Source organism: Actinoplanes flavus, assembly GCF_017592555.1.
Taxonomy (GTDB): domain Bacteria; phylum Actinomycetota; class Actinomycetes; order Mycobacteriales; family Micromonosporaceae; genus Actinoplanes; species Actinoplanes flavus.
In genome coordinates this window covers 95,070-120,832 of the sequence record NZ_JAGFNS010000024.1, presented here as the reverse complement: position 1 = coordinate 120,832, position 25,763 = coordinate 95,070, and the positions used below count along the sequence as shown (strand labels likewise).

Below are 25,763 nucleotides of genomic sequence, written 5' to 3'. Positions count from 1 at the left end.
CCTCAACGGCCCGGGCGGCGGGCCGCCGCGGCGTGCGGCAGCCGGGCCGGCGCCTCGACCGGGCCGGTCCGCGCCCTCCGTGTCCGCGCCGCGTCCTCCAGCGCCGTCATGAGGCGGGACTCCTCGCCGGCCCGGTCGCGGTGCCACGCCAGCGCCCACGCCCGGTGCAGCCGCCAGCCGAGACCGGTGAGCACCTGGTCGTTGAGATGGTCGCGGTCGCGCGCGGCCGGGCAGTCCCGGTAGCCGGGGCCGTCGCAGCGCACCCCGAGCAGGTAGTCGCCGGCCGGATCGTCGGGGTGCCGGACGGCGATGTCGAGCCGGCCGCCGGCGGTTCCCAAGTCGGTCCGCGCCGGGTATCCCCACGACCGTACGGTCTCCAGAACCGAGGTGACGAACTCGCCGGCCGGGCCGCTGCCGTCGTCCCGGCCGGCGCCGCCGTCGCGTTCCACGTGGTCCAGGTAGGCGGCGAGCTGCCGGACCCCCTCGTTCTCCGACTCCGGGATGTCGCGGGCCAGGATCGACGTCACGATCTCCACCCGGTGGCGGGCGCGGGTGATCGCCACGTTGAGCCGCCGCCAGCCGTTGGTGCGGTTGAGGGCACCGAAGTTCGCGGTGATCCGGCCGGACTCGTCGAACCCGTACCCGATCGAGAAGATCATCACGTCGCGTTCGTCGCCCTGCACCGACTCCAGGCTCTTGATGAAGAAGCCGTGCAGCCGGTCGTCGACCACCGCGCGCCGCAGGGCCGGGTGCCGGGCGGCGATCCGTTCCAGGGCCCGTTCGATCGCCTCGGCCTGGGCCACCGAGAACGTGACGACGCCCAGGGTGGCGTGCGGCCGGGTGGCGAAGTGGTGCACGATCCGTTCGGCGGCCCGTTCCGCCTCGACCGGGTTGTCGCGGCTGGTCGCGCGGCGGTAGACGCCGGCGACCGGGAACAGCTCGACACCGGCGTCCGGGCCGTCGATGACCGGGGCCGGGAAGGTGTTCAGCCGCCCTTGATAGAAGGCGTCGTTGGCGAACGCCACGAGGGCCTGGTGCCGGCTGCGGTAGTGCCAGGTGAGGCTCATGCCGGGGAAGGCGCCGCACGCCTTGGCCAGTTCCAGCACGGACTGGTAGTCGAGCACCTCGCTGTCCTGGCCGGCGGCCGAGTAGGACCGGTCGAAGAACGACGTGGGCGGCAGCTGCCGGTCGTCGCCAGCGGTGATCAGGGACCGGCCACGGTAGACGCAGTTGACCGCTTCGGCCGGCGTGACCTGGGAGGCCTCGTCGAAGATGACGACGTCGAAGGTGATGTCCGGGGGCAGTGACTGGCTCACCGTCAGCGGGGAGGCGAGCACGCACGGGCGCAGGGCGAGCACGGCGTCGCGCGCCTGGGCGATCAGGTCCCGTACCGGGATCTGCCGGCTCGCCTTCATCGCCTCGCGTCGCAGCAGGTTGGTGGCGGCGCTGTCGGCCGGGGGCCGGCGTGCCTCGATCGCGGCGATGATCTGCCGGGACGCGAGCGCCGCGAGTTTCCCGTCGGCCTGCCGGAATTCGGCCACCAAACGGTCGCGGTCCTCGCTCCGCCAGGTCCGCAGCCGGCCGTCGGCGCGGGCCACCGCGTCCACCCAGCCGTGCAGCAGCGCCCGGCGCAGGACCGCGGGCACCAGCGCCCGGTCCACGTGCTGGTCGGCGCAGTACCCGACGGCCGCGTCCAGGCCGTGCGCGGCGAGCACCTCGCGGGCGTCGAGGCAGGCGAACCACTCCTCCTGCCCGCTGCCGTCGTCGCGCAGCTGCCGCAGCAGGGTGGCGGCCCTGCGGTAGTCGTCGAACCGCCCGCGCAGCTCGGCCTGCCGTTGCGGCGCGAATCCGGCGAGCACCGCCCGTCCGGCCTCGGCCCATTCCTGGGCCCGTTCGGCCAGTCCGGGCACCGGCCTCAGGTCGTGCAGGGCCTCGGCCTGCGCCTCGGTCAGCTGCCCGCCGGCCAGCTCCCGGGTCCGCGCGGCCCAGGCGACGGCCGCGGCGAGCGCGGCCGGATCGGTGTGCGGCATCTCCCCGGTACGGTCCTCGGCCGCCGCCCGGGCCCGGTCCGCCGCCGCACGCAGCCGGGCCAGCCGGAGGGTCTCCGCGTAGTCCAGGGTCCGCCCGGTCGCCGCGTCGTACGCCCGGACCGTCTCCGCCGCCGCGTGCAGCGCCACGGCGTGCTCGGTCAGCCAGGTCAGCGCGTCGTCGATCGCCTCGTTCACGAGTTCCGGCCGGGCCGCCGGGCTGGGCGCCGGCCGCAGCGTGGCCTGCCAGCGCAGCAGCGCGTCGCGGGCCTCGGTGACGACCCGGCTCGGCGCCGGGTCGGGATCCGCCGCGCAGAGGTGGCCGGCGACGCCCTCGATGCCGCTGGGCGGGACCGTGGCGATCGCGGTGGCGGCCACCGCGATCGCGTCGTCGAGGGCGGCGAAGTCGGTGCCGCGGCCCTGCCAGTGCCGGCCGAGCGCGGCGGCGTACGAGTGTTCGGCGGCCGTCAGGTCCTCGAGCGCCCGTTTCCAGGCGACCGCGGTGCCGATGTGGGCGATCGCGTCCCCGAGGTCCGCGGTGGGCAGCACGTGGCCGGCCAGGTGCCGCCGGTCCCGCCGGTACGCCGCCCGCAGCCGCCGCATCCCCCGGTGCACGTGGGCGAACCGTTCGGCCAGCTCCTCGACCGGCTCGCTCAGGACGGTCTCGGCGAAGTACGACCGGGCCTGGATCTCCGCGGCGACCAGCGTCTCCAGCGCCCGCCGCAGGACACCGGCCCCGGTGCGCACCGTGGGCAGCGCCCCGGGCCGGAACCAGAACGGCTCCGGCTTGTGCGGCCGGTCGCCCAGTTCGACGATCGCGGCGACGCGGGCGATGTCCTGGACGACGTGGACCGGCGGCAGCCCGAGCCCGGCGGTGACCCGGTCGACCGCGCGACGGCGTACGTCGAGTTGTTCGGCGGCCCGGGTGAACGAGTGGGCGAGTTCGTCGGCGGCGCCGGCGGTCAGCGTGGTGAGGTCGACCGGCGCGGGCAGCGCCTCCAGGGACGGTACGACCGGCAGGCCGGCGGCCGGCGGCAGCGCGGTCCACGGCACCCCGGCGTGGTGTTCGGCCAGTGCGGCGGCCTCGGCCGCGGCGGCGAGATCGACGGCGCGCCGGTCGGCGGCCACGCGGATCGGGTCCAGGTCGTCGGCGGTGAGCCAGGAGTCGGCGACCCCGGCGGGCCGGGCGCCGGCGTGGTCGGCGAGCCGGGCGAGGGCCGGCGCGTCGGCCGGCCGGCGCAGCCGGAACGCGATGGCCGCCGGCTCGGCGGTCCGGGCCGCCCGGGCCAGCGCGGCGAGCGCCTTCTCGGCGCGGCTGAGCGCGGGGTCGAGCGATTCCCGGGTGGTCACGTCGCGCCACACCAGGCCGGGATCCGACAGCGCCCGCCAGGAGCGGGACAACTGGTCGGTGGCCTCCCGGACGCGGTGCATCGCGTCCGGGGTGAGGTCGGCGGGGTCGATCGCGGGGACCGGGGCGGCCGGGGTCCGGGAGAGGGCCGCGCAGTGGCCGATGACCTGGTGCAGGGTGGCGCCGAGGGGCTCGCGGGTCTCGTTCATGGCGTACGCGTAGGCGGTCAGCTGCTCGCGCAGGTCCCGCAGCGTGGCCAGGTCGACGGTGGGCGCCGCGGCCGGGGTGTCCGGGACGTCGTCGACGGCCGCGGCGAGCGCGGTCGCGACCTCGCGGCGGCCCGCCTTCTGGCCGTGCAGTTCGAGCAGGTAGCGGCCGAGCCCGGCGTCGGTGAGCCGGTGGTGGACCACGTCGAGGGCGGCGACCTTCTCGGAGACGAAGAGCACGCTCTTCCCGGCGTGCAGCAGCGCCCCGATCATGTTGGCGACGGTCTGTGACTTGCCGGTGCCGGGTGGCCCGTCCATCACGAAGCTGTGCCCGGCGAGCGCCGCGGCGACGCAGGCCCGCTGCGACGAGTCGGCGTCCAGGACCAGGGGCACGTCCTCGGGCGGGGCGAGCCGGTCGGTGTCCTCCGGTCTGATCGGGGTGAACCGGAACCGGCCGGTCTGCCGCCGGCTGTCGGTGACGGCCAGGGCGCGGATCACCGGGTGGGCCAGGATGCGGTCCTCGTTGTCCCGCAGGTCCTGGAAGATCGCCTCCTTGTGGAAGGTGAGGCAGGTGAGGACGGCGGCCGGTTCGATGTGCCAGCCGTTGCGGCGGGCCACGGTGCCGGTGAAGTCGGCCCAGTAGCGGGCGACGTCGAGGTCGGCGCCCGGGTCCAGGGCGGGCACGCTGATGCCGGCCCGTTTGAGCCGCAGCGCCAGGGCCGGGTTGAACACCGGTTCGGCGTCGCGCAGCCGCAGGTCCGGCGGCCGGCCCTGGTCGCCGGCGACGAGGTCGGCCGGGAGCAGCAGCAGGGGGCTGGTGTAGTTGGTGGTCTCGCTGTCGGGGTCCTCGTCGTCGTCGGCGAGCCGCCAGTGCAGCAGCCCGAGCGCGAGATGCAGGACGGCCACGCCACGGTCCAGGTGTTCCTGCCGGGCTCGCCGCATCATCCGGCGCAACAGTGGCCCGAGGGTGCGTTCGGTGAGTTCGGTGCGCAGGACCGGCGCCGGGGCGCCGCCGTCGCCGGGGCCGAGGCCGGTCAGGGAGCACCTGCCGCCGCGGGTCAGTGCGGCGATCACCCGCTCGGGATCCGGTGAGCTGATCCTGACGCTGTCGGCGCGGCCGTCGGTGAAGTGGATGAGCCGGTTGTTGTCGCTGAGGTCGATCAGGCTGTCGCGCCAGGCGCGCAGAGCCGCGTGCACACCGGCCCGGGCCGCTCCCGGCTCGGGCGGGTCGTCATCGTCGCACCGGATGCCCATGTACCCGATTGCAGCAGGACAGGCCCCTTTCGCGCTGGTGATTGGACTTCTTCTGCTTTGTCGGGTTCACCCGGACGTCTCGTGGACCCTGGTGTCCGCCGGGCCGCGGTCGGCGGCGGGCCGGGCGCAGGTGTCTGCCAGGTAGGTGATCACCACCTCCGGGTCCGCGCCGGCCGGGATCCGGTGCAGGTCAGCGGGGTCCAGGGGCGGCACCTCGACGTGCGAGATGAGCGGGTGGATCGGCCGCCGGTCGGTCTCGTCGGCGCCGAACAGGGTCTCGCTCAGCTTCTCCCCCGGGCGCAGCCCGGTGTAGACGATCGGGATCTGTTTCCCGGACAGGGCGACCATCTGGTTCGCCACCTCGGCGATCCGGACCGGGGCGCCCATCTCGAGGACCAGGGCCTCGCCGTCCATGCCGATGGCCGCGGCCTGGATGACCAGGTGGACCGCCTCCTGGGTGGTCATGAAGTAGCGGCTCACGTCGGGGTGGGTGACGGTGACCGGGCCACCCTCGGCGATCTGGGTGGTGAACGTGGTGAACACCGATCCGCGGCTGCCGACGACGTTGCCGAAGCGGACGCTCAGGAAGGTGCCGCGGGTGCGCCCGGCGGTCCAGGCGGTGAGGCGTTCGGTGATCCGTTTCGCGTAGCCGAGCACACTCGTCGGGTCGGCGGCCTTGTCGGTGGAGATGTTGACGAACCGCTCGACCGAGCCGGACGCCCGCAGGACGTTGAGCGTGCCGAGCACGTTGGTCTTGACCGCTTCGGCCGGGTAACGCTGGAGCAGGGACAGGTGTTTGAGGGCGGCCGCGTGGAAGACCACGTGCGGTCGCCGCTCCCGGAAGATCTCCCGCATCCGCGCGGCGTCACGGACGTCGGCGAGGATCACCGCCGGATCGTCGAGGCTGGCCCCCGGATCGATCGACAGCTGGACGGCGAGCAGGGACGTCTCGTCGCGGTCCAGCATCATCAGCTCGGCCGGGTGGAAATGGTGGATCTGCCGGCACAGTTCCGAGCCGATCGAGCCGCCCGCACCGGTCACCAGGACCCGTTTGCCGGTCAGATATCCGCCGATGCTGCTCAGATCGGTGTCGATCTGGTGGCGCCCCAGCAGGTCGGTCACCTGCACCTCACGGATGTCGCCGACCTCGACGGGCTGGTTCATCAGCTCGCTGACCGAGGGAACGACCTTGAAGTCGGCGCCGGCGGCCAGGGTCAGCTCGCGGATCTCGCGGACCAGGACGGCGTCGGCGTTGGCCACCGCGAAGACCACCAGCTCGGCGCCGGTCGCGGCCAGCGCCTGCGGGATGTCGTCACGGTCACCCAGCACCGGTACGCCGTGCACGCGCAGCCGGCGCTTGGCGGGGTCGTCGTCGAGCAGGCCGACGGGCAGGCAGCCGCCGTTCGGGTCGCGCAGCATCGACTGGACGAGCAGGTCCGCCGCCGACCCGGCGCCGAACAGCAGGACCGGGGCGGCGACCCGGCGGTCCGGGCGCAGCCGGCGGAACAGCCGGACCCGCCACAGGTAGCGGACGCCGAGCATGATCAGCAGCGCGATCGCGCCGGCGACGGCGGGGACGCCGACCGGCACCGGCGGATGGGACAGCTGCACGACGGCCAGGGTCAGCATGCATCCGACCAGCACGGTGGTGACGGCGACCGCGTTCGCGTCGTCGAAGCTGGCGAAGCGGTGGATCCCCCGGTGCAGCCGGCGGGCGTGGTCGATCGCGGTGTGCGCCAGGACGGCCAGCACCATCATGATCAGGACGCCGGCCAGCGGGCGGGGACCGGGAACGAAGTCGTAGCGGATGAAGACCGCGGCGAGCAGGCCGATCACCCACGCGGCACTGTCCACGAGCAGCGGCAGCAGGCGAGCGCGCCTCATGTTTGGCAGCGTACCAAACCCGCCTATTTCGTGATCATTTCTTCAAATCACCGTATCGTCGGACCCAGAGAGGTGCGGGGAGGTCTGGTGGGCCTGCGCGATTACTTCCGGGTCGCCAGACGGCACCGGTGGCTGCTCGCCGCCTCCGTCGCGATCGCGCTCGGCGTCGCCACGATCATCAATATCAACACCACCCCCGTGTACGCCGCGCGCGTCACGTTCTTCTTCTCCAGCCCGGTCACCATGGCCGGCGAGCTCTATCCGGCCAGCCTGTTCAACGTCGGCCGGCTGTCCACCTACGGCGAACTGCTGACCAGCGACGAGGTCGTCACCCCGCTGGCCGCGACGCCCGGCATCGACATGGACGCCGACCAGATCCGGGCGGCGATCGCCTCGGAACCCCTCCCGGACACCGTGATGATGGAGGTCAGCGTCCAGGACCCGGACCCGGACCGGGCCCTGCTGCTGCTCACCCATCTCACCGGGCGATTCGAGCGGGTCGTCGAGCGACTGGAGCGGCCGACGCCCGTCCAGCCGTCGACCGTCAACGTCACCGTCGTCTCCGGTCCCGCGCTCGACGCGGCCCCGGTGTCGCCCGACGTGCTGAACAACCTCGCCCTCGCCCTGGTCGCCGGGCTGATCGTGGGCGCGATCGGCGTGGTCGGCCGGGAGGTGACCGACCGGACCGTACGCAACGCCCAGGCGCTCCAGGTCCTCGCCTCGGCGCCGGTACTGGCCCGGGTGCCGAGAGACCCGGGCGGCGCCCTCGTCTCGCGCGGCCCCTCGGCCCGCACCGAGGCGCTGCGCGAGATCCGTACGCGGGTACAGTGCGCCGCGGCCACCGGTTCGGTGAAGACCCTCGCCGTGACCAGCGCGGTCCCCGGCGAGGGCCGCTCGGCCACCGCCTGCGGGCTGGCCCTGCTCTTCGCCGAGGTGGGACAACGGGTCCTCATCGTCGAGGCCGAACTGCGCCACCCCCGGCTGGCCGCCTTCCTGGGCCGAACGGACGCGCCCGGGCTGAGCACGGTGCTGGACGGCGGCGCGCCGCTGGAGCAGGCCCTCCAGCCCTGGGGCGCCGGGCTGTGGCTGCTGGCCGGCGGCCCGGCTCCACCCAACCCGAGCGAGCTGCTCAGCTCAGCACGGATGACCGACCTGGTCGAGGAGGTACGCCGGCGGTTCGACGTGGTGATCTTCGACTGCCCGCCGCTGCTGCCGGTCACCGACGCCGGTGTCGTCGCCGCCCGCGCCGACCGCACGGTCCTCGTCGTACGCGCCGGCCGGACGACGTCGGCACAGGTCACCGCCGCCGTCCGGACGCTGGGCGCGGTCGGCGCCCCGCTGCTGGGCTGCGTGCTGAACATGGTCAGCCGCAAGGGCCCGGACGCGGTGCCCAACTACGACACCTACCTGTCCGGTCCCGAACCGCCCCGGGGCGGTCAGGGCGGCGGGAAGCGGCAGGCCGCGTGAACCTCCGGTCACTGCTGCGGACCGTGCCCGCCGCCGTACGCCGCGACTACGGCGCCACGCTGGTCGTGCAGTTCGCCGTCCTGGGCATCGGGCTCTACCTGTTCCACCTGGTCGCCGAGCGCGGCGGGGTCGACGGGTTCGCCTTCTACCAGATCGCGCGGAGCATGGTGAGCACCGTGCAGCCGGCCCTGCTGCTCGGGCTCGGCGTGAGCCTGTACCGCTTCCTGCCGCGTACCGTGCACACCACCCGGCGGCTCGCCTGGCAGGCGCTGGCCATCGAGGCGGTCATGGTCACCGCCGCGACGCTGGCCGGCGCGGCCGCCGGGGACCAGATCGCCGCGCTGCTCGGGCTGCCCGGCGGCAGGTCCGCGACGATCGCCGTCCTGATCATGCTGGGCGGCAACTGCCTGTGCACCGTGGCGCTGACCGCCCTGCGTGGCGCCGGCCGGGTGGCCGCCTCGAATCTGGTCTCCGGAATCGGCTTCGGCGTGATCCCGCTGGTCACGTTCGCAGCCACCGACCGGATCGCGGACTTCGTCCTCCTCCAGGGCCTCGCCACCGCGGTGGTGGGCATCGCGGCGACCCTGACGATCCGCCGGCGGCCGGCCCGGTCCACGGCGACGGCTCCCGAACCCGGCATCACGACGCTGATCGCGTACGGGATCCGCCGGATGCCCGGGGAACTGGCCCTGCCCGCGTTCTACACGCTGCCCACCCTCGCCGTGGCCATGCGGACGCGCGGCGGTCCGGAAGCCGGCTACGCCGGGTTCACCACCTCGGCGGTCACCCTGATCTGCTCGGTGTTCGCCATGCTCACCCCGGTGCTGATGCCCCGGCTCAGCCGGCTCTTCCACAGCGAGGGCGAACACCGGGGGGAACGGCGGCTGCTCGCCCTGCTGCCGTGGCTGGCCGCCGTGGTCGCCGCGCTGCCGACCGGGGTGATCGTGCTGTTCGCCCCGGCGATGGTGCACGGCTTCCTCGGCGACGGGTTCACCGCCGCGGTGCCGGTGCTGCGGCTCGGTGTGCTCGCCGCGATCCCGCTCGCCATGTTCTACACCGCCCGGCCGGTGCTGGACGTGCTGTCCGAGGCCAAGGTGATGAGCCGGCTGCTGGTCGCCTGCCTGCTCGTGGAGGTCGTGGTGGCCGTCGCCGGACGAGGGTTGTTCATCGCGCCGTACGCGGCGATCATCGGGCTGCTGTCGGCGGCGACCGCGCTGGGGCTCATCGCGACGTGGCTCTCCACGAGAGCCCTGCGGCGGCCACCGTCATGACCGCCCCGGACACACCGCGGCCCGGCCTGGTCGTGGTGATCGCCTTCGTGGTGACCCTGGCCGGCCGTTTCACGCTGACCCGGGCCGGTCTGGACATCCCGGTCGCCAACGACGTACGCGTACCCCTGTTCCTGATCCTGTTGTTGTGTCTTGTTCTGGAGGCGCACCAGGTCGGCCGGCGCCCGGCGAAGGGCGGGTCGGCGCTGCTCGGCATCCTGTTGCTGTTCGGCTATCAGGGGCTGTCGGTGCTGTGGGTGCCGCCGGGTTCGGTGACCGGGCCGGCGCTCGGCGACCTGTGCGCGGTCACCGTGCTGCTGGTGATCTACTTCAATCTGGCCGCCTGGGACCGCGACCGGGTCACCGAGATGACCTTGAAGTTGTTCTACGTGGCGGCCTGGATCTACTTCGTGGCCGCCGCGGCCGGGCTGGGCCGCCACGAGGCCGGGCGGTGGGCGGCGCTCGGCGGCGGCCCGAACGTGTTCGTCCGCATCATGATCATGGGCGTCTTCACGTCGTTCTACCTGTACCTGCGCAGCGGCGAGAGGCTGATGTGGCTCGCGTCGATCCCGGTGTTCCTGTTCGGGGCGATCGCCTCCGGATCCCGGGGCGGCCTGCTCTCGTTCGCCATCACCGTCGCCGTCGCCCTGCTGGCGATCCGGCCCCGGATCGACATCCACCGGATCGCCAGGCCGCTCGCCCTGCTCGCCGTGGTGGCCGTGATCCTGGTGATCACGGCCGGGCCGTCGATCGCCGACTTCGTGCAGAAGCGATTCCTCGAGTCGACCGTCGGCGAGGGCTACACCTCCGACCGCGACGTGCTGGCCCAGACCGCGCTGCGGATCTTCTGGCAGCGGCCGCTCCTCGGCGCCGGCCTGAACGGCTTCCACACCATCGCCGACCTCGGCTTCGGCGAACGGTACGTGCACAACCTGCCGCTGTCGATCGCGGCCGAGGGCGGGTTCGTCGGGCTGGCGCTGCTGGTGCTGGCCTGGCTCGGCCTGTGGCAGGCGTACACCGCGGTGCCGGTGCGCGAACGCAGCCTGGAATCCCGGATCGCCGCCTACTGCGGCATCTTCATGGGCGCCACCAGCCTGTTCTCCGGCGACTACTACGACGCGCGGCTGATGTGGATCTTCCTGCTCCTGGCGGTGGTCCGTCCCGTGCGGGCGCCGGCCTCGCTGGCGCGGTAGACGGCCCGGTTCAGCACCCGCTCGAAGTCCTCGAACAGCAGGTCACGGTCGAAACGGTCGCGGGCCAGGGCGTACGCCGCCGTCCGCGCGGCCGTGCGCGCGGACTCGTCGCCCAGGAAGGCGGCGACCGCGGTGGCCGCCGCCCCGGGGTCACCGGCCGGCAGCACCAGCCCGGCGCCGCTCTCGGTGAGCAGGTCGGCGATCCAGCCACCGTGGTTGACCGCCACCGGACGGCCCGCCGCGAACGCGTCGAACACCTTGTTCGGCGAGTTGTTCCCCAGTTCGGGGATGTCGACGAACATCGACGTCGCCAGGTCGCACGCGCCGAAGAACGCCACCACCCGTTCCTTGCTGACCGGCCCCAGCAGGAACAGGTTGCGGTCCAGCACACCCAGCCCGGCGGCCAGATCCCGGATGTCGTCGCGCATCCGGCCATCGCCGATGATCGCGACCCGTACGTCGGGGGCCGTTTCGGCCAGGCACGCCGCCATCCGTACCAGGTAGTCGACGCCGTTGGCCGGGCCGAGCGTGCCGGCGTAGAGGACCAGCGGCCGGTCCCCCAGCCACGGCGTCTCCGCGCGCAGGGCGGTCCCGGCCCGGTCCGCCCCGGCGAACAGGCCGATGTCGGAGCTGTTCGGCACGACGGTGACCCCGACCCGGGGGAACCGGCGCTGAATGCTGGCGGCCATGCCCGGCGACAGCGCGATGACGTGGGCCGCCCGGCGGTAGGCCCACGCCTCCAGCCGCTCGGCGGCCCAGCGGCTGACCGGCGACCGGAGCGCGCCCATCGCGATCGGCAGTTCCGGCCACACGTCGCGGACCTCCAGCACCATCGGCACCCGGCGGCGCAGGGCCGCCCACGCGCCGGGGATCGCCACCGTGAGCGGCGTGCTGGTCGCCAGGACCAGATCGTGGCGCAGCCGGGCCGCCTCGACCGCCGACCGGGCGACGAAGTCGAGGAACGCCCGGATCCGGCGGCGGTACGACATCGCGTTGCTGTACGGCACCGGCAGCCAGTGCACGACGATGCCGGCCTCCCAGGTGACCCGGACCCGGTCGCCGTCCGGATCACCGGTGATCATGTGCACCTCGTGGCCGCGCTCGACCAGGCGCCGGGCGAACTCGTACGACCGGGTGCCGCCGGACATGCCCGGCGTCTTGAAGTACTGGTGGATGTAGGTGATCCGCACGATGTCATCTCCGCTATCTGGCCGGCACGCCCTTGACGATCTGCCCGGCGCCGACGTTCCCGGCCACGCAGGCGCTCGCGCCCACCGTCGCGCCGTCGCCCACCGACCGGCCCTGGAGCACCACGGCGCCCGTGCCGATCAGCACCTCCCGCCCGATGTCGCAGTCGCCGGACACCGCCGCGAGGGGATTCACCTGCACGTGGTCGGCCAGCACCGAGTCGTGGCCCACCGTCGCGTTCTGGCTGAGGTGCGTGTGCCGGCCCAGGGTCACGTTCGTGGTGATCCGGGCCCCGGCGAACAGCACCGCCCCGTCGGCCACCTGGTTGTCCGGCCCCCGCGTGGCCGCCGGGTGCACGAGGGTGGCCGCGGGCCGGCCGAACGGTTCCAGCCGGGCGGCGACCGCGGCCCGGGCCCGCGGGTCGCCGATGCCGATGACGAAGTACGCGTCCAGGTCCGCCAGCAGCTCGTTCGCGCCGAGCCAGGCGGTGCCGAGCCGGTCCAGGCGGCGCAGGTTCGGCTCGGCCGGGTCGTCGTCGAGGAAGCCCGTCACCTTCCACGCGTCGCCGGCGTCGTTGATGGCCGCGATGATGCCGAAGAGCTCCCGGCCGTGGCCGCCGCACCCGACGATGACGACCGGCTCAGGCATCGCCGTCGGCTTCCGCGCCGGCCCGCGCCGAACCGGTGAACAGCGGCATCGTCGCCTCCCCCGGCGCCGAGACGCCCTCCCGGCGCAGCAGGGTCAGCACGGTCCGCAGGCAGATCCGGGCGTTCAGCGCCAGGGAACGGTGGTCGACGTACCAGACGTCGAGCGCCAGCCGCTCGTCCCAGTCCACCAGGTTCCGGCCGCTCACCTGGGCGAGCCCGGTGACCCCCGGCCGGACCAGATGGCGCCGTGCCTGCTCCGGGCTGTACAGGTCGAGGTACCGCATGAGCAGCGGCCGGGGTCCCACCAGGCTCATGTCGCCGCGCAGCACGTTCCACAGCGTCGGCAGCTCGTCCAGGCTGGTGGCACGCAGCGCCCGGCCCAGGCCGGTGAGCCGGTCGGCGTCGGTGACCAGGCCGCGCCGCTCGTCCACGTCCCGCATGCTGCGGAACTTGATCAGGGTGAACGGGCGGCCGTGCAGACCCGGGCGCTGCTGACGGAACAGCACCGGGCGCCCCAGATCGACCGCGACCGCCGCGGCGACACCGGCCATCACCGGCGCGGTCACCACCAGCGCGGCCGCGGACACGCCGATGTCGATGGCTCGCTGCACCACATCCGTCATCCGGGAACTCATCGCCGTCCGTCCAGAAACTCGGTGATCTCGTCGAGGACCCGGCGTACCTGGTCGTCGCCGATCGCGGAACCGCCGGGCAGGACCAGGCCGTCGGCGAACAGGCGCTCGGCGGCGCCGGTCAGGAAGGCGCGGGCCCGCCCGTACGCGGGCTGGCAGTGCATGGGTTTGAAGACCGGCCGCGTCTCCACCTTGCGCGCCGCCAGGTGTACGGCCAGGTCGCGGCTGCGCCAGCCGGTCCGGTCCGGGTCGACGACGACGGCGGTGAGCCAGCGGTTGGCGGCCGGGTCGTCGCCGCCCAGCAGGCGCACCCCGTCGAGGTGCGCGAAGAGCTTGGCGTACCCGTCGTGCAGCGCCCGGCGGCGTTCGATCATCTCGTCCAGGCGGCACAGCTGAGCCCGGCCCAGCGCGGCCAGCAGGTTGCTGAGCCGGTAGTTGTAGCCGACGTCGCCGTGCTCGTAGTGCTCCCCCGGCAGCCGCGCCTGACCGGCCAGGTAGCGGGCCCGGTCGGCCAGCCCCTGGTCGGCGGTGACCAGCATGCCGCCACCGGACGTGGTAATGATCTTGTTGCCGTTGAACGAGAACGCCGCCGCCCGGCCGAACGAACCGGCCGGTCGCCCGGCGTGCGCGGCGCCGAGCGCCTCGGTGGCGTCCTCGACGACGGGTACGCCGTACCGGTCGCACAGTGACAGGATCTGCCCGTAGTCGGCGCACGCTCCGTACAGGTCGACCGTCATCACCGCCCGCACCCGTGCCCCCTCGGCGTCCAGGTCGGCGAGCACGCAGGACAGCAGGTCGGCATCGAGGTTGCCGGTGGCCGCGTCACAGTCGGCGAAGACCGGGGTGGCGCCGGTGTGCGCGACGGCGTTCGCGGTGGCCACGAAGGTCAGCGTGGGCACGACGACGACGTCACCGGGACCGGCGCCGACGCCCATCAGGGCCAGGTGCAGGGCGGCCGTCCCGGAGTTCACCGCGACCGCGTGCGGCACCCCGGCCCGCTCGGCGATCTCCCGCTCGAACTGGTCCAGATCCGGGCCTACCGGTGCGATCCAGCCAGAACGCAGGGCGGCCAGAACGTACTCCTGCTCCAGGTCGCCGACATCCGGTCCGGACAGCAGAACGGCGCGATCCTCGGCATGCATCCCCCACCACCCATCGTGACCGGCACCAGGGGGAATGTGCGGCTCGACCGTCTCGCCAGCCATGCTATCCGCGCGAACGGCTGGCATCCGGCCAATCGGCGGACCACGAAGATCCACTTGCGATATCACTGACGGTGATGACGACTCCAGGGCGAGCGGTTCCTCCCGGCCGCCATGACTGATCAACCGCCACCGGGTGGGGGCCGGCCGCCGACGATGCTCGACGCGGTGCTGCCGGTCGTCGTCCTCGTCGTCCTGCTCGCGACCAGCATCATCCTGTTCGGCGCGGGCGCGATGGACGGGCCGTTGCAGGTGGCCCTGCTGCTGAGCGCGGCGTTCGCCGCCCTGATGGCGCTGAAGAACGGCTTCTCGATGGCGTCCGTGGCCGACGCGGCGATCGGTGGCGTCACCACCGCCATGGGACCGATCTTCATGCTGCTCGCGATCGGCGCGCTGATCGGCACCTGGAACATGGCCGGCACCATCCCCAGTGTCGTGGACGTCGGCATCAGCCTGATGAGCCCGGCCTGGTTCTACCTCACCACCGCTGTCGTGTGCGCCGCCGTCGGCCTGGTCACCGGCAGTTCGTGGACCACGGCCGGCACCCTCGGCGTCGCGTTCGTGGCGATGTCGAAGGTGATGGGGCTGCCGGTCGAGGTGACCGCCGGCGCGGTGATCTGCGGGGCGTACTTCGGCGACAAGATGACCCCGCTGTCCGAGACGACGATCCTGGTGCCGAAACTCGTCGGGCGCGGCCTGACGGTCGGCCGGCACATCCGCAACGTGTTCTGGACATCGGGCCCGGCGCTGGCGATCAGCCTGATCATCTTCTTCGTGATGGGCGCGAACGCGCGGCCCGAGGGACAGATCGACACCGAGGCCGCTCAGCAGGCGCTCGGCGGCGTCTTCCACCTCTCCGTGCTCAACCTGCTGCCCATGCTGCTGTTGCTGGTCTTCACCGTGAAGCAGATCCCGCCGTTTCTCGCGCTGATGGGATCGGCGCTGTTCGCCGGCGTCCTCGCGACCGTCACCCAGCACTCCGCGGTGACCGCGTTCGTCGGCGAGCCCGGCCTCGGCCCCGTCGCCACCGGCACGAAGGCCGTCTTCTCGGCGATGGCGAGCGGATTCGTCTGCCGGTCCGGGCAGCCGGTCATCGACGAGCTGTTCACCCGCGGCGGCATGGTGAGCATGCTGACCACGGTCTGGCTGATTCTCGGCGCCCTCTCCTTCGCGGCGGTCATGGAATACGCCGGCTTCCTGCGCCGGCTCATCACACCGGTCGTCACGCGGGCGAAACGGCGCGGCACGCTGATCCTGGCCGTCAACGGCACCGGGATCGGGCTCAACGTGGTGGCCGGTGACGTGTACGTCGCCGACGTCCTGCCGAGCCGCATGTTCCGCGACGAGTTCGCCCGGCGGGGCCTGGCGCCGCAGACCCTGGCGCGCGCGGTGGAGGACGCCGGCACGGTCACGGCGGTGCTGGTGCCGTGGAACACCAGTGGGGCGTACACCGCCGGGGTGCTCGGGGTGGCCACCGGCGACTACCTGCCCTACTGCTTCTTCAACATCCTCAGCCCGGTCCTCGACGTGCTCTACGGGTTCATCGGCTTCAAGGTGCCCACCGCGGCGGAGGCGGGCGCTGATCCGAATAGCGCGTCCACATAGCCCTCCACCATTATTTCGACCCTTGTCCGGGGATCAATTACCATTCAGTAAATGGGAACAATTGCATCATAAGCGACACCACCCTCCCCCCTGACCAGCCTAAACAGCCACCCCTCGAATGGCACACGGGAATCGTTGCCGACCGTCCGGACCGGACCTACCTTCGCCTGAAGACCCCCTCCGAAAAGGCGAATCCCGCGAAAGGCCCGGTCCCCCCCATGCGTCATTTCCGCCTCCGCGCCGCCGTCCTGGCCGGCGCCCTGCTGCTGAGCCCGGCACTGCCGGCCACACCAGCCCACGCCACGCCGCCGACCCTGGCGAGCCGGATGTCCGCGGTCCAGGCCGCGAAGACGATCAACTACTACCCGTCGAACGCCGGATGGACGTTCATGTGGACCACCTTCGACCCGGCGCGCATCGACAGCGATCTCGTCAGGGCCGCCGCGCTCGGCGCGACGAACGTCCGCGCCATCGTCTTCCCGCAGACCTTCGGATATCCCACCCCGGCTCCCGCGTACGCCCAGAAGCTCAGCCAGTTCATCGGCATCGCCCAGGCGCGCGGCCTGACCGTCAAACTCACCCTGTTCGACTGGTGGTCCGGCTACTCCGACACGGCCGGCAGCATCACCTGGGCGCAGACTCTGCTGGCGCCGTACGCCGACGACCCACGGGTCATCGCCGTCGAGGTGAAGAACGAATTCCCGCCAGGCGACGCCGCCGCGGTCGCCTGGGTACGCCAGGTCATCCCGGCGATCCGCGGCACCGCCCCGGCCATGCCACTCACCCTGTCCGTCGACGGCGGCACCGGCGCCCCCGGCCTGGCCAGTATCAAGTCGCAGCTGGCCACCACACCGCTGGACTACTACGACTACCACTTCTACGGCGCCTCGGAACGGGCCCTGGCCGAGATCCGCCGAGCCCAGACCGCCGTCGCCCCCGACCCGGTCGTCATCGGCGAGACCGGCGCCAGCACCCACTCCGGCACCGACGGCGAACAGGCCGCCTACCTGGCCCGGGTCTTCCGCGCGGCCGGCGAGGCGGGCGTCGGCTCGGTGGCGCCGTGGACGCTCAACGACTTCGCCCCTGGCGCGATCCCACCGAACTCGGCAGTGTCCGCCATGCCCGCCCAGTACAAATTCGGCCTCTACCGCACCGACACCACCCCGAAGATCAGCGCCTCGGTCACCGGCACCGCGTGGACCACCGGCGCCACCCCCACCAGCATCCTCAACCTGGGCTTCGAAGCCGCCGCGATCGACTCCCCGTGGCGCAACTACCAGCCCACGGCCGGCACCGCCGTGATCACCACCGAGTCGCCGCGCACCGGCGCCAGGTCGGCCCGGTTCTCCGCGACCACCCGCAACGGCAGCAACCTGCCCTCCCTCCTGACCTCGCCGATCACCCCGGTCCAGGGCGGCCGTCCCTGGCACGCCGAGGCGTACGCTCGCGGCGTCTCCGCCACCGGGATCACCGAGATCGCGCTGAGCTGGTTCGACATCAACGGCACATGGATCAGCCAGAACACCTCCAACCGGCTGCCCGTCGGCAACACCGGCTGGACCAGACTGTCCGTGGACGCCGTCGCCCCGGCCTCGGCCACCAGCGTCCAGCTGCACCTGAAATCCGGCGACAACACCGGAACCGTCTACTACGACGACGTCGCCATCTCCTGACCGGTGGGCGCTCCTTCTCCGAAGCAGAGAACCTTCCTCATTGGTACGCGCAACGGCAGTCCTGCCCTATTCGGATAGTCCGGCCTGTTCGGCACAGGCTGGCTGCCGGGTCCAGCCTGTGCCGCCCCCGCCGGGCGTAGATCGGTGGGCCACCCCGGCGTGTGCCCCCGGTCGCCCCGCGCGGGTGGTTACGGTGGCGCGTTCCCGGCACGCGGTAGCCCACTGCCAACCGTTACGCCGATCACGGGAGATGGATGGCCGCCGTGACCCGCTCCCGGCACGCGGTAGCCCACTGCCAGCCATTGCGCCGATCACGGGAGATGGATGGCCGCGGTGACCCGCTCCCGGCACGCGGTAGCCCACTGCCAACCGTTACGCCGATCACGGGAGATGGATGGCCGCGGTGACCCGCTCCCGGCACGCGGTTGCCCGCTTCCGGCCGTTGCGCCGGTCGCGGTGGGGTGGGTCGGACCCGGCGGCGAGGCCGCGCCGCCCGGACGGACGGTCCAGACGGAACAGGCGACCGTCCGCCGTATCGGCGATCGGCGATCGGCGATCGGCGGGAGCTAACCGCCGAGAACGACCATTTCGGTGCGGCCGCTGGCAGTGCCGTTCTCCTGTACCAGCATCAGGTCGGGGCGGTGGTCGCCGTTCCACTCGGTGATCAGCAGCTCGAGGTGGTGGGTGATGCCCGGAGCCGTGTCGGCCTTGACCAGCGTGCGCTGGAGGCCGGCCGCCCCGTCGAGCACGCGCAGCCGGGTCTTGCCGTCGGCCTTGCCGGACGTCTCGATGATCACCAGGTCGGGCCGCCGGTCGTTGTTGAAGTCGGTCACGGCCACTCGGTGGTCGGGGTTCGCGGGCTCCGGGGTGACGATCTTCGGGGCCAGGTGCCGCTGGAAGTTCGCCGCCCCGTCGAGAACCTCGACCTCCATCCGGTTGCCGGCGGTGCCGGAGGTCTGGGTGACGACGAGATCCGGGTGGGCGTCACCGTTCCAGTCAGTCACGGCGAACCGGTAGCGCTCGTCGGTGGCGGGCAGCGGCGTACCGGAATGGAGCAGTTGCTGCCGGAAGGCCGACGCCCCGTCGAGGACGGTGACCTCGGTGTTGCCGCTCGAGGTGAAGAAACGCTGCACCACGACGAGATCCGGCCGTTTGTCGCCGTTGACGTCGGCGATCGCGTAGGCCTGCCGGTTGTCGGTCGCGTCGAGCGTGGTCGCCCTGGTCAGCAGCAGGGCCGCGAAGTTGGCGGCGCCGTCCATGATGCGGATCTCGGTCTTGCCGCTGGCCGTTTCGGTGCCCTCGACGACGAACAGGTCAGGCCGGTTGTCGCCGTTCCAGTCGGCCAGCGCGAGTTCGTGCCGCCCGGCGAGAGCGCCCAGCTGGGTGCCCGCCGCGGCGAGCGCCTTCTGGTACGGGCCGGACGGCGCGGTCGGCTGCGGTGTGGCCGCCGGACCCGGCTCGGTCCACAATCGCGCGACGATGAGCTGCGCGTCGTGGGCCTCCGGTGCGTACGCCAGCGGCAGCGCCGAGCCCTGCACACGCTGGCAGATCGCTCCGATGTCGCCGGTCATCCAGCTGCCGCCCGGGTGTTTGCGCAGCATGGCGTTGAGGAACGCGTTGGTGGCGTAGATCGGGTCCACCACCTGCGCGGGCTTGCCCCACCCTTGCGAGGGCCGCTGCTGGAACAGCCCGAGACTGTCGTGGTCGTAGGCGACGGCGTGGTTGTTCAGCGTGCTCTCGGCGATCGCGGTGGTGACAGCGATGACGGCGGCGCGCTGGCCCAGCCCTCGGGACTGGACGGTGGCGACGATCACGCGGGCGCAGGCGATCCGGACGCCGGTCACCGCGGACCCGAGCCGGCGGCCGTTCATCAGTGGTTTCAGCTGGGTGGCGATCGCGTCGTCGGCCGCCGTGGCCGCACCCGGCCCGCACGGGGCCAGCGCGGGGTAACCGGGGGCGGCCCACGCCGGCGCCGCCGGGGACAGCACCGCCGCGGCGATCGTCGCCGCGGACAGCGCCCGGCGCAGTCGGCGTCGTTGTCGTGAAACCGCCATGTCGTACCGATCCCCCCGCTGTTCCGCCCTGTGCCAGGCCAATGTGTCACATGACGTCACTCACCCGAAAGGGTGTAATTTCCCCCGCGGGCCATGTGCCGGGCCGGCCCTGGTCCGAGCCGCGCTGCCATCGGCCCAGGCGGCCGGACTGGTCGACGGCCGGATCACCGTCGACGGCGTGCTTCTCGCCCACCGCATGATCTACGGCGTGGTCCCGACGGCGCCCGGGACCGCCGCCGTCGGACCGGCCGTGCGGCGAGCGTTGCGCCTGCTCGCCCCACGGCTCGGTCCGTCGTGGCCGGCCTCTCAGCCGGCGATCGGCTGGCCGAACCAGCGGGCCAACTGCTTGTCCAGATCCCGTTGGTCATCGCCGATCCAGACGACGTGCCCGTCCGGGCGCAGCAGGACACCGGGCACGTCCAGGGCCGCGGTGGGATCCGCGAGATGATCGACCCGGCCCGTCCAGCCGCCGGCGGTCAGGCGCTCGGTGCGGTCCAGCAGCAGGCCACGGCCGCGGTGCAGCAGACCGTAGAGCCGACCCTGCTTCACCTCGACGTCGGGCATGCGCCGGCCGAGCAGATCGGGGCCCGCACCGACGTCGTACCGGATGTCGATCCCGGCGATCCTCCCGATCAGAAACCGATTCACCTCGTCGAGATCCATCAATTCGGAAAACAGTTTCCGTACGGCCTGAGCACCCGGTTCGGAGGACAGCAACGCCGTCTGGGCGCGAGTGTTGTCCAGCACGCCGGCGGCGACCGGGCGACGTTCGGCCTGGTAGGTGTCGAGCAGTGCGCCCGGCGCCCAGCCACGAATCTGCGCGGCCAGTTTCCAGCCCAGGTTGAACGCGTCCTGCACACCCAGATTGAGACCCTGGCCGCCGATCGGCGGATGAATGTGGGCCGCGTCGCCGGCCAGCAGCACCCGCCCCACCCGGTAGCTCTCGGCCAGCCGGGTGGCATCGCCGAAACGGGACATCCAGCGTGGGGAATGCACCCCGAAATCGGTTCCCGCGACGATTCTCAACTGCCGCCGGAAATCGTCGAGGGTGGGTGGCTCGGCACGATCGGTGACACCTTCGACCGGGATCACGACGCCGTAGACGCCATTGCCGGCCGGCCGGAGGCTGAAACGCCGTTCGGTCACGCTGATCTCGGCCACCCGGGCGGCGATCTCCTCCGGCGGGGCGGTCACCCTCATCTCGCCCATCAGCGTCTCGTTGCGTGCGGCCTCGCCGGGGAAGCCGACACCGAGCAGTTTTCGCACCGTGCTGCGGCCGCCGTCGCACCCGACGAGATAGCGGGCACGCACCCTCGCCCCGTCGGCCAGTTCGACGGTCACGCCCTCGTCGTCCTGCTCGAATCCGGTCACCGCGCAGCCGCGCCGGACCTGCGCGCCCGACGCGATCGCGTGTTCCTCCAGCAGGCGGACGATCACCGGATGGGGAATGCCGAGCAGGTAGGCGTACCCGGAATCGAGGTTCTGGGGTTGTGGTTTGTCGATCGCGGCGAAGAAGCCGGCGGCCGGGCGCCGGCGCCCGTGTTCGAGAATGCGGTCGAGCAGGCCGCGCATCGCCAGCAGTTCGAGACTGCGGATGTGCAGACCGACGATACGGACGAACGAGGCGGGCTCGGTCTCCTTCTCCAGGACGAGAACCCGCACGTCGTGCAGTCGCAGTTCGGCGGCGAGCATCGCGCCGGCCGGCCCGCAACCGGCGATGATCACATCGAATTCCAGCATGGTGGTGCCTTTCCGGAGTGCCTTCGCGGCGCTCCCGGCGACACCTACGTCAATCGCCCGACCGTGACGGCAGGGGGAGCACCCACAGCGATACAGCGTTCATGGGTCTCACCTCCTCGGGCGGTGTCACGGGCAGCAGCAAGTTACCCGCCCGAACGTCATCTCGTCCAATCCTTTCCCGTCATCCAGCGTCGCCGGGCTGAGCCGGGCACGGACTCATCGACTGATCCGCTCCTGTCCGCCAGGTAGTGGTGACGAGGGTGAGGAGGTCGGGCGGGTGATCACTGGTCTGCTTCTGGGCGCTGCCGGGTTCGAGGTGCTGGTCGGTGGCGAGCCGGTGGGTGGTCACCGGAAACTGGACGCCGCCGACGTGGAGCTGCTCCAGGGCGTGGCCGGCCGGTATGTGGAGGCGATACGCGCCCGCGCGGACGACGCGGTGTTCGTGGGGCTGGGCCGGGAGTTGTTCGGGTGGCTCGACGGCGGTGGCGAGATGGTGAGCGCGCGGTGGGAACGCGCCACCGCGCCGATGGTGTTCGAGGTGCGGGCGCCGCAGTCGCCGTCGGCGGCCGTGTGGGCGGTGCTGCGGGCGCCGTGGGAGGTGCTGGCCGACCAGAACGGATTCCTGGCCGCGGACGGGCTGCGCCGCTTCGAGGTGGTCCGCCGGCTGGGGACCCCGACTGCCGCGCCGCCGCTGGACGACCTCCGGCTCGGGCTGATGTTCATGGCGTCGGCGCCGCGCGGCCAGCACGAACTCGACTTCGAAGCGGAGGAGTCCGCCATCCTGACCGCGGTCGGCGACACCCGGATGGACCTGGTCGTGGAGGACACCGGCGACCCGGAGCAGCTCGGGCCGCGGTGGGCCGATCTCGGTGGCCTGCCGGTGCTGCACCTGTCCTGCCACGGGGTGAACAACTGGCGGACGTCACCCGATGGGCCCCGGGTGCCGGTGCTGATGATGGAGGACGAGGTCGGCGATGGGCGGGCGGTCACCGCGGCCGAGCTGATCCGGCGGCTGTCGCCGATGCCACGCCTGATGGTCGTCTCGGCCTGTCTGACGGCTACGGCAGCCGACGCGGACGGCCATCCGCCCGGCGGGCCGGATCATCGCTCCCCCGGCACTCCGGATGACGGCGGAGCGGCTCCGGGCGAGGTGGCGCATTCGCTGTCCACCGGGCTGGTGCGCGCCGGGGTGCCCGCGGTGATCGGCTGGGACGGTTCGGTCACCGACGGCGCCGCGACCGTGTTCGCCCAGCACCTCTACGAGCAGCTCGGGCTACGGCAGGAGCTGGCGGCCGCGGTGGGCGACGCGCGCCGCGAGCTCATGGCGTGCGAGCACCCGCGGCTGCGGGCGGACTGGCATCTGGCCCGGATCTGGCTGGGGCCATCGGGTGGCGGCCCGCTGGTGGCCGGGACACGGAAGCGGCAGCTGATGCCGGCGCTGCACGGCACCAAGACCTTTCTGGACCTCAAGCGGCGTCACGTTCCGGTGGCCACGGCGGAGATGTTCGTCGGCCGGCGTCGCGAGATGCGCCGGGCGCTGCGGGTGCTGCGCGGCGGTGACCGGGCCGGGGTGTTGCTGCACGGACAGGGCCGGCTGGGCAAGTCCAGCCTCGCGGCGCGGCTGGCGGACCGGTTCACCGACCACGCGGTGGCGGTGGTGTTCGGTGACTACACGGCGATGGGCGTGCTGGACGCGATCGCGACCGCGGTGGAGGACAACCCGGCGGCCCGGTCGCTGATCGAGAAGCGGCGAGCGGAGGTTCGCGATCAGCCGGAAGCGCTGCGGTGGGTGCTGGTCGACCTGCTCTCCGGCCCGTGCGCCCAGACCGGTGAGGACCTCCAGCGCCCCCTGCTGCTGATCATCGACGACCTGGAGCGGATCCTCGAATCCCGCCCGGACGCCCCCCATCAGGTGGCCGCCGGGTACGCGCCGGTGCTGACGGCCGTGCTGCATGCCTTCGACCCGGGCCGAAGTGACAGCCGGGTGGTGCTGACCAGCCGTTTCGTGTTCACGCTGGACGGGCTGCACCAGCGGTTGGAGCCCGTGCAACTGGCGCCGCTGTCGGAGGTGGCGCAGCAGAAGCTGGCGGTGCGCCAGCGGGCCGTCCCTCCGGAGCAGGTGCGGGAGTCGCGCGCCGGGCTGGCGGCGCGGGCGGTGGCGGTCAGCCGGGGCAACCCGGGCCTCCAGGACCTGATCGCGTTGCGGCTGGTCTACAGCCCGCAGGTCGACCCGGCCCGCGCCGAACTGGCGGTCACCGAGATCGAGTCCTACCTCGACCGTGGCGACCTGCCCGCGGACACCGAGGTGCGCGCGTTCGTGGAGAACCTGGCACTGGACGCGTTGATCGAACAGGCCGGCCCCGCCCACATCGCCCTGCTGCGGGCGCTGACCCTGTTCGAGCTACCGATGCCGGCACCGGTCGTCGACCGTCTCCAGACCCGCACCGCCGGCTCGGTAGGACGATTGCGCGACCTCGGGCTGGTGGACACCTTCCCCGACGCCCACCTCCAGGGAGAGACGGCCACCGCGGTCAACGCGCTCGCGGCCGGCCGGCTCACCCCGCTGACCGCGACCGAACGCACCGAGATCGCGACCGAGGTCGTACCGGTTCTGCTGGCCGCGTGGGGCGGCCCCGAGGGCCAACCCCATTGGGGCCCGGACCTGGACGTGCAGCTGACCCGGCTGGCGTTGCTGGCCGATGACCCGGCGACGATCGCCCTGTGCGCCGCGTACGCGGTACAGGCGCTGCTCGCGGGGCCGGCGGCGAAAGCCCTGGCACTGGGGCAACAGGCCATCGGCGTACTCGAACGGCATTCCCTCCCGGTGCCGCTGCTGCTGCTTCGCCGGGCCGCGGAGGCGGCACAGACCAGCGGCGACGGGGACACCGCGGCCGCCTTCTTCGACCGGGCGACCACGGAGGCCTCCCGGGCCGGAACGGCGGCCGATCCACTGGATCAGGCCCGGATCAAGGCCGAACACGCCTACTTCCTGACCACCCGTGGTGAGCTGGAGCGCGCCGAACAATTGCTCTACCAGGCCCGGGACATGTTCACCGTCGGAGGTTCCGAACGTGAGGTGGCGCTGGTCTGGGGCAGGATCGCCGACCTTCGGTACCGACGTGGGGACTACGACGAAGCACTCCGCATCTACCAGGAGGTCGAACTACCCGTCTACGAGCGCATCGGCGACGCCCGCTCCGCCGCCTCCACCTGGGGGAACATCGCCAACATCGTCCTCCGGCGAGGCGACTACGACGAAGCGCTCCGCATCCGGAAGGACGTCGCGCTCCCCGTCTACGAACGACTCGGCGACACCCGGTTCATCGCCCTCACCTGGGGAACCATCGCCGACATCCGCTACGACCAAGGCGAGTACGACGAGGCGCTGCGCATCCGCGAAGAAGTCGAACTACCCGTCTACGAACGACTCGGCGACACCCACGCCATCGCCCTCACCTGGGGAACCATCGCCGACATCCGCTACCGTCGCGGCGACTACGAGGAATCGCTGCGCATCCGCCACGAGATCGAACTGCCCGCCTACGAACGCATCGGCGACACCCGCTCCACCGCCATCACCTGGGGCAAGATCGCCGACATCCGCTTCCAGCGCGGCGACTACGACGAGGCGCTGCGCATCCGCCGGGAGAAGCAGCTGCCCGTCTACGAACGCATCGGCGACACCCACTCCGCCGCCGTCACCTGGGGCAAGATCACCGACATCCTGCAACAGCGGGGCGACTACGACGAGGCGCTCCGCATCCACCACGAGATCGAACTGCCGGCCTACGAACGGCTCGGCGACATCCGTGAGACGGCGATCACCTGGGGCAAGATCGCCGACATCCGCTATGACCGCGGCGACTACGACGAGGCACTCCGCATCCGCCGGGAGGTCGAGCTGCCCGTCTATGAGCGCATCGGTGACACTCGCTCCATCGCGATCACCTGGGGGCAGGTCGCCGACATCCTGCGGCAGCGTGGTGACCACGACGAGGCACTCCGCATCCGCCAGGAGAAGGTCCTGCCGGCCGCGGAGCGCCTGAACGACCTGGACGGCATCGCCAATGTCAACTGGGGTATCGCGGAGATCTACCTCGACCGCCAGGAATTCGAGGCCGCGGCACCGTATCTGATCAAGGCGTACCAGATCCTCGACCATCTCCAGCGGCCCGATGGTCTCGCCCTGGTCGGAAACGTCCTCGGTCAGCTCCTGATCGCCTACGGCGAGCGGGACACGGCCCGGACAGTGCTGGAGAAGAGCCTCGCCGCAGCCCGCAAGATCGGAAACACCTCGCTCGTCGACCATGTCCGCGGCCTGCTGGACCGCATCGGTGCCGGGGCGGAGGCCGACCCCGGCGCTTGAGGAGTGCGG

14 protein-coding genes are annotated in these 25,763 nt (G+C 72.2%); 6 read left to right on the top strand and 8 right to left on the bottom strand.

Annotated elements, in window-relative coordinates:
* Positions 1-2 precede the first annotated feature (2 nt).
* A complete protein-coding gene (locus J5X75_RS30930) occupies positions 3-4,835 on the bottom strand; it encodes a PDDEXK-like endonuclease domain-containing protein (protein ID WP_208471074.1) in 4,833 nt (1,610 codons plus the stop codon).
* Between the two features lie 66 nt (positions 4,836-4,901).
* Positions 4,902-6,719: a nucleoside-diphosphate sugar epimerase/dehydratase gene (locus J5X75_RS30925; protein ID WP_208471073.1), complete on the bottom strand. Its 1,818-nt coding sequence runs from the start codon at positions 6,717-6,719 to the stop codon at positions 4,902-4,904.
* 87 nt (positions 6,720-6,806) lie between these two features.
* On the opposite strand from J5X75_RS30925, the gene J5X75_RS30920 reads away from it, so the two are divergent.
* From J5X75_RS30920 to J5X75_RS46160, 3 genes are read left to right on the top strand one after another with little or no spacing between them, the layout of a single operon-like run.
* Positions 6,807-8,186, top strand: coding sequence for a tyrosine-protein kinase domain-containing protein (locus tag J5X75_RS30920; RefSeq protein WP_208471072.1), 1,380 nt, complete (start codon positions 6,807-6,809; stop codon positions 8,184-8,186).
* Entirely contained in the window at positions 8,183-9,457 is a 1,275-nt protein-coding gene (locus J5X75_RS30915; protein WP_208471071.1) for a lipopolysaccharide biosynthesis protein, read from the top strand. The genes J5X75_RS30920 and J5X75_RS30915 overlap by 4 nt, the downstream gene beginning before the upstream one ends.
* Entirely contained in the window at positions 9,418-10,647 is a 1,230-nt protein-coding gene (locus J5X75_RS46160) for an O-antigen ligase family protein (protein WP_208471070.1), read from the top strand. The genes J5X75_RS30915 and J5X75_RS46160 overlap by 40 nt, the downstream gene beginning before the upstream one ends.
* Here the strand turns inward: J5X75_RS46160 and J5X75_RS30905 are convergent.
* From J5X75_RS30905 to J5X75_RS30890, 4 genes are read right to left on the bottom strand one after another with little or no spacing between them, the layout of a single operon-like run.
* Positions 10,566-11,837, bottom strand: a complete 1,272-nt coding sequence (locus J5X75_RS30905) for a glycosyltransferase family 4 protein (RefSeq protein WP_208471069.1) — start codon at positions 11,835-11,837, stop codon at positions 10,566-10,568. The two genes, J5X75_RS46160 and J5X75_RS30905, sit on opposite strands and share 82 nt — an antisense overlap.
* A 13-nt stretch (positions 11,838-11,850) precedes the next feature.
* Positions 11,851-12,483, bottom strand: a complete 633-nt coding sequence (locus tag J5X75_RS30900; RefSeq protein WP_208471068.1) for an acetyltransferase — start codon at positions 12,481-12,483, stop codon at positions 11,851-11,853.
* Entirely contained in the window at positions 12,476-13,105 is a 630-nt protein-coding gene (locus J5X75_RS30895) for a sugar transferase (protein WP_208471067.1), read from the bottom strand. The genes J5X75_RS30900 and J5X75_RS30895 overlap by 8 nt, the downstream gene beginning before the upstream one ends.
* 8 nt (positions 13,106-13,113) lie before the next feature.
* Positions 13,114-14,256, bottom strand: coding sequence for a DegT/DnrJ/EryC1/StrS family aminotransferase (locus J5X75_RS30890; RefSeq protein WP_208471066.1), 1,143 nt, complete (start codon positions 14,254-14,256; stop codon positions 13,114-13,116).
* A gap of 174 nt (positions 14,257-14,430) precedes the next feature.
* Between J5X75_RS30890 and J5X75_RS30885 the strand changes: the two genes are divergently transcribed.
* Together J5X75_RS30885 and J5X75_RS30880 are read left to right on the top strand one after the other, a co-directional pair.
* On the top strand, positions 14,431-15,921 hold the full coding sequence (locus J5X75_RS30885; protein WP_238490108.1) for a Na+/H+ antiporter NhaC family protein: 1,491 nt from the start codon (positions 14,431-14,433) through the stop codon (positions 15,919-15,921).
* 218 nt (positions 15,922-16,139) lie between these two features.
* Complete coding sequence (locus J5X75_RS30880) at positions 16,140-17,594, top strand: cellulase family glycosylhydrolase (RefSeq protein ID WP_208471065.1); 1,455 nt, start codon at positions 16,140-16,142, stop codon at positions 17,592-17,594.
* 566 nt (positions 17,595-18,160) lie between these two features.
* Here the strand turns inward: J5X75_RS30880 and J5X75_RS30875 are convergent.
* A complete protein-coding gene (locus J5X75_RS30875; protein WP_208471064.1) occupies positions 18,161-19,648 on the bottom strand; it encodes an FG-GAP repeat domain-containing protein in 1,488 nt (495 codons plus the stop codon).
* 306 nt (positions 19,649-19,954) lie between these two features.
* On the bottom strand, positions 19,955-21,388 hold the full coding sequence (locus J5X75_RS30870) for an FAD-dependent monooxygenase (RefSeq protein WP_208471063.1): 1,434 nt from the start codon (positions 21,386-21,388) through the stop codon (positions 19,955-19,957).
* A gap of 277 nt (positions 21,389-21,665) precedes the next feature.
* Between J5X75_RS30870 and J5X75_RS30865 the strand changes: the two genes are divergently transcribed.
* Positions 21,666-25,754: a tetratricopeptide repeat protein gene (locus J5X75_RS30865; protein ID WP_208471062.1), complete on the top strand. Its 4,089-nt coding sequence runs from the start codon at positions 21,666-21,668 to the stop codon at positions 25,752-25,754.
* Positions 25,755-25,763 lie beyond the last annotated feature (9 nt).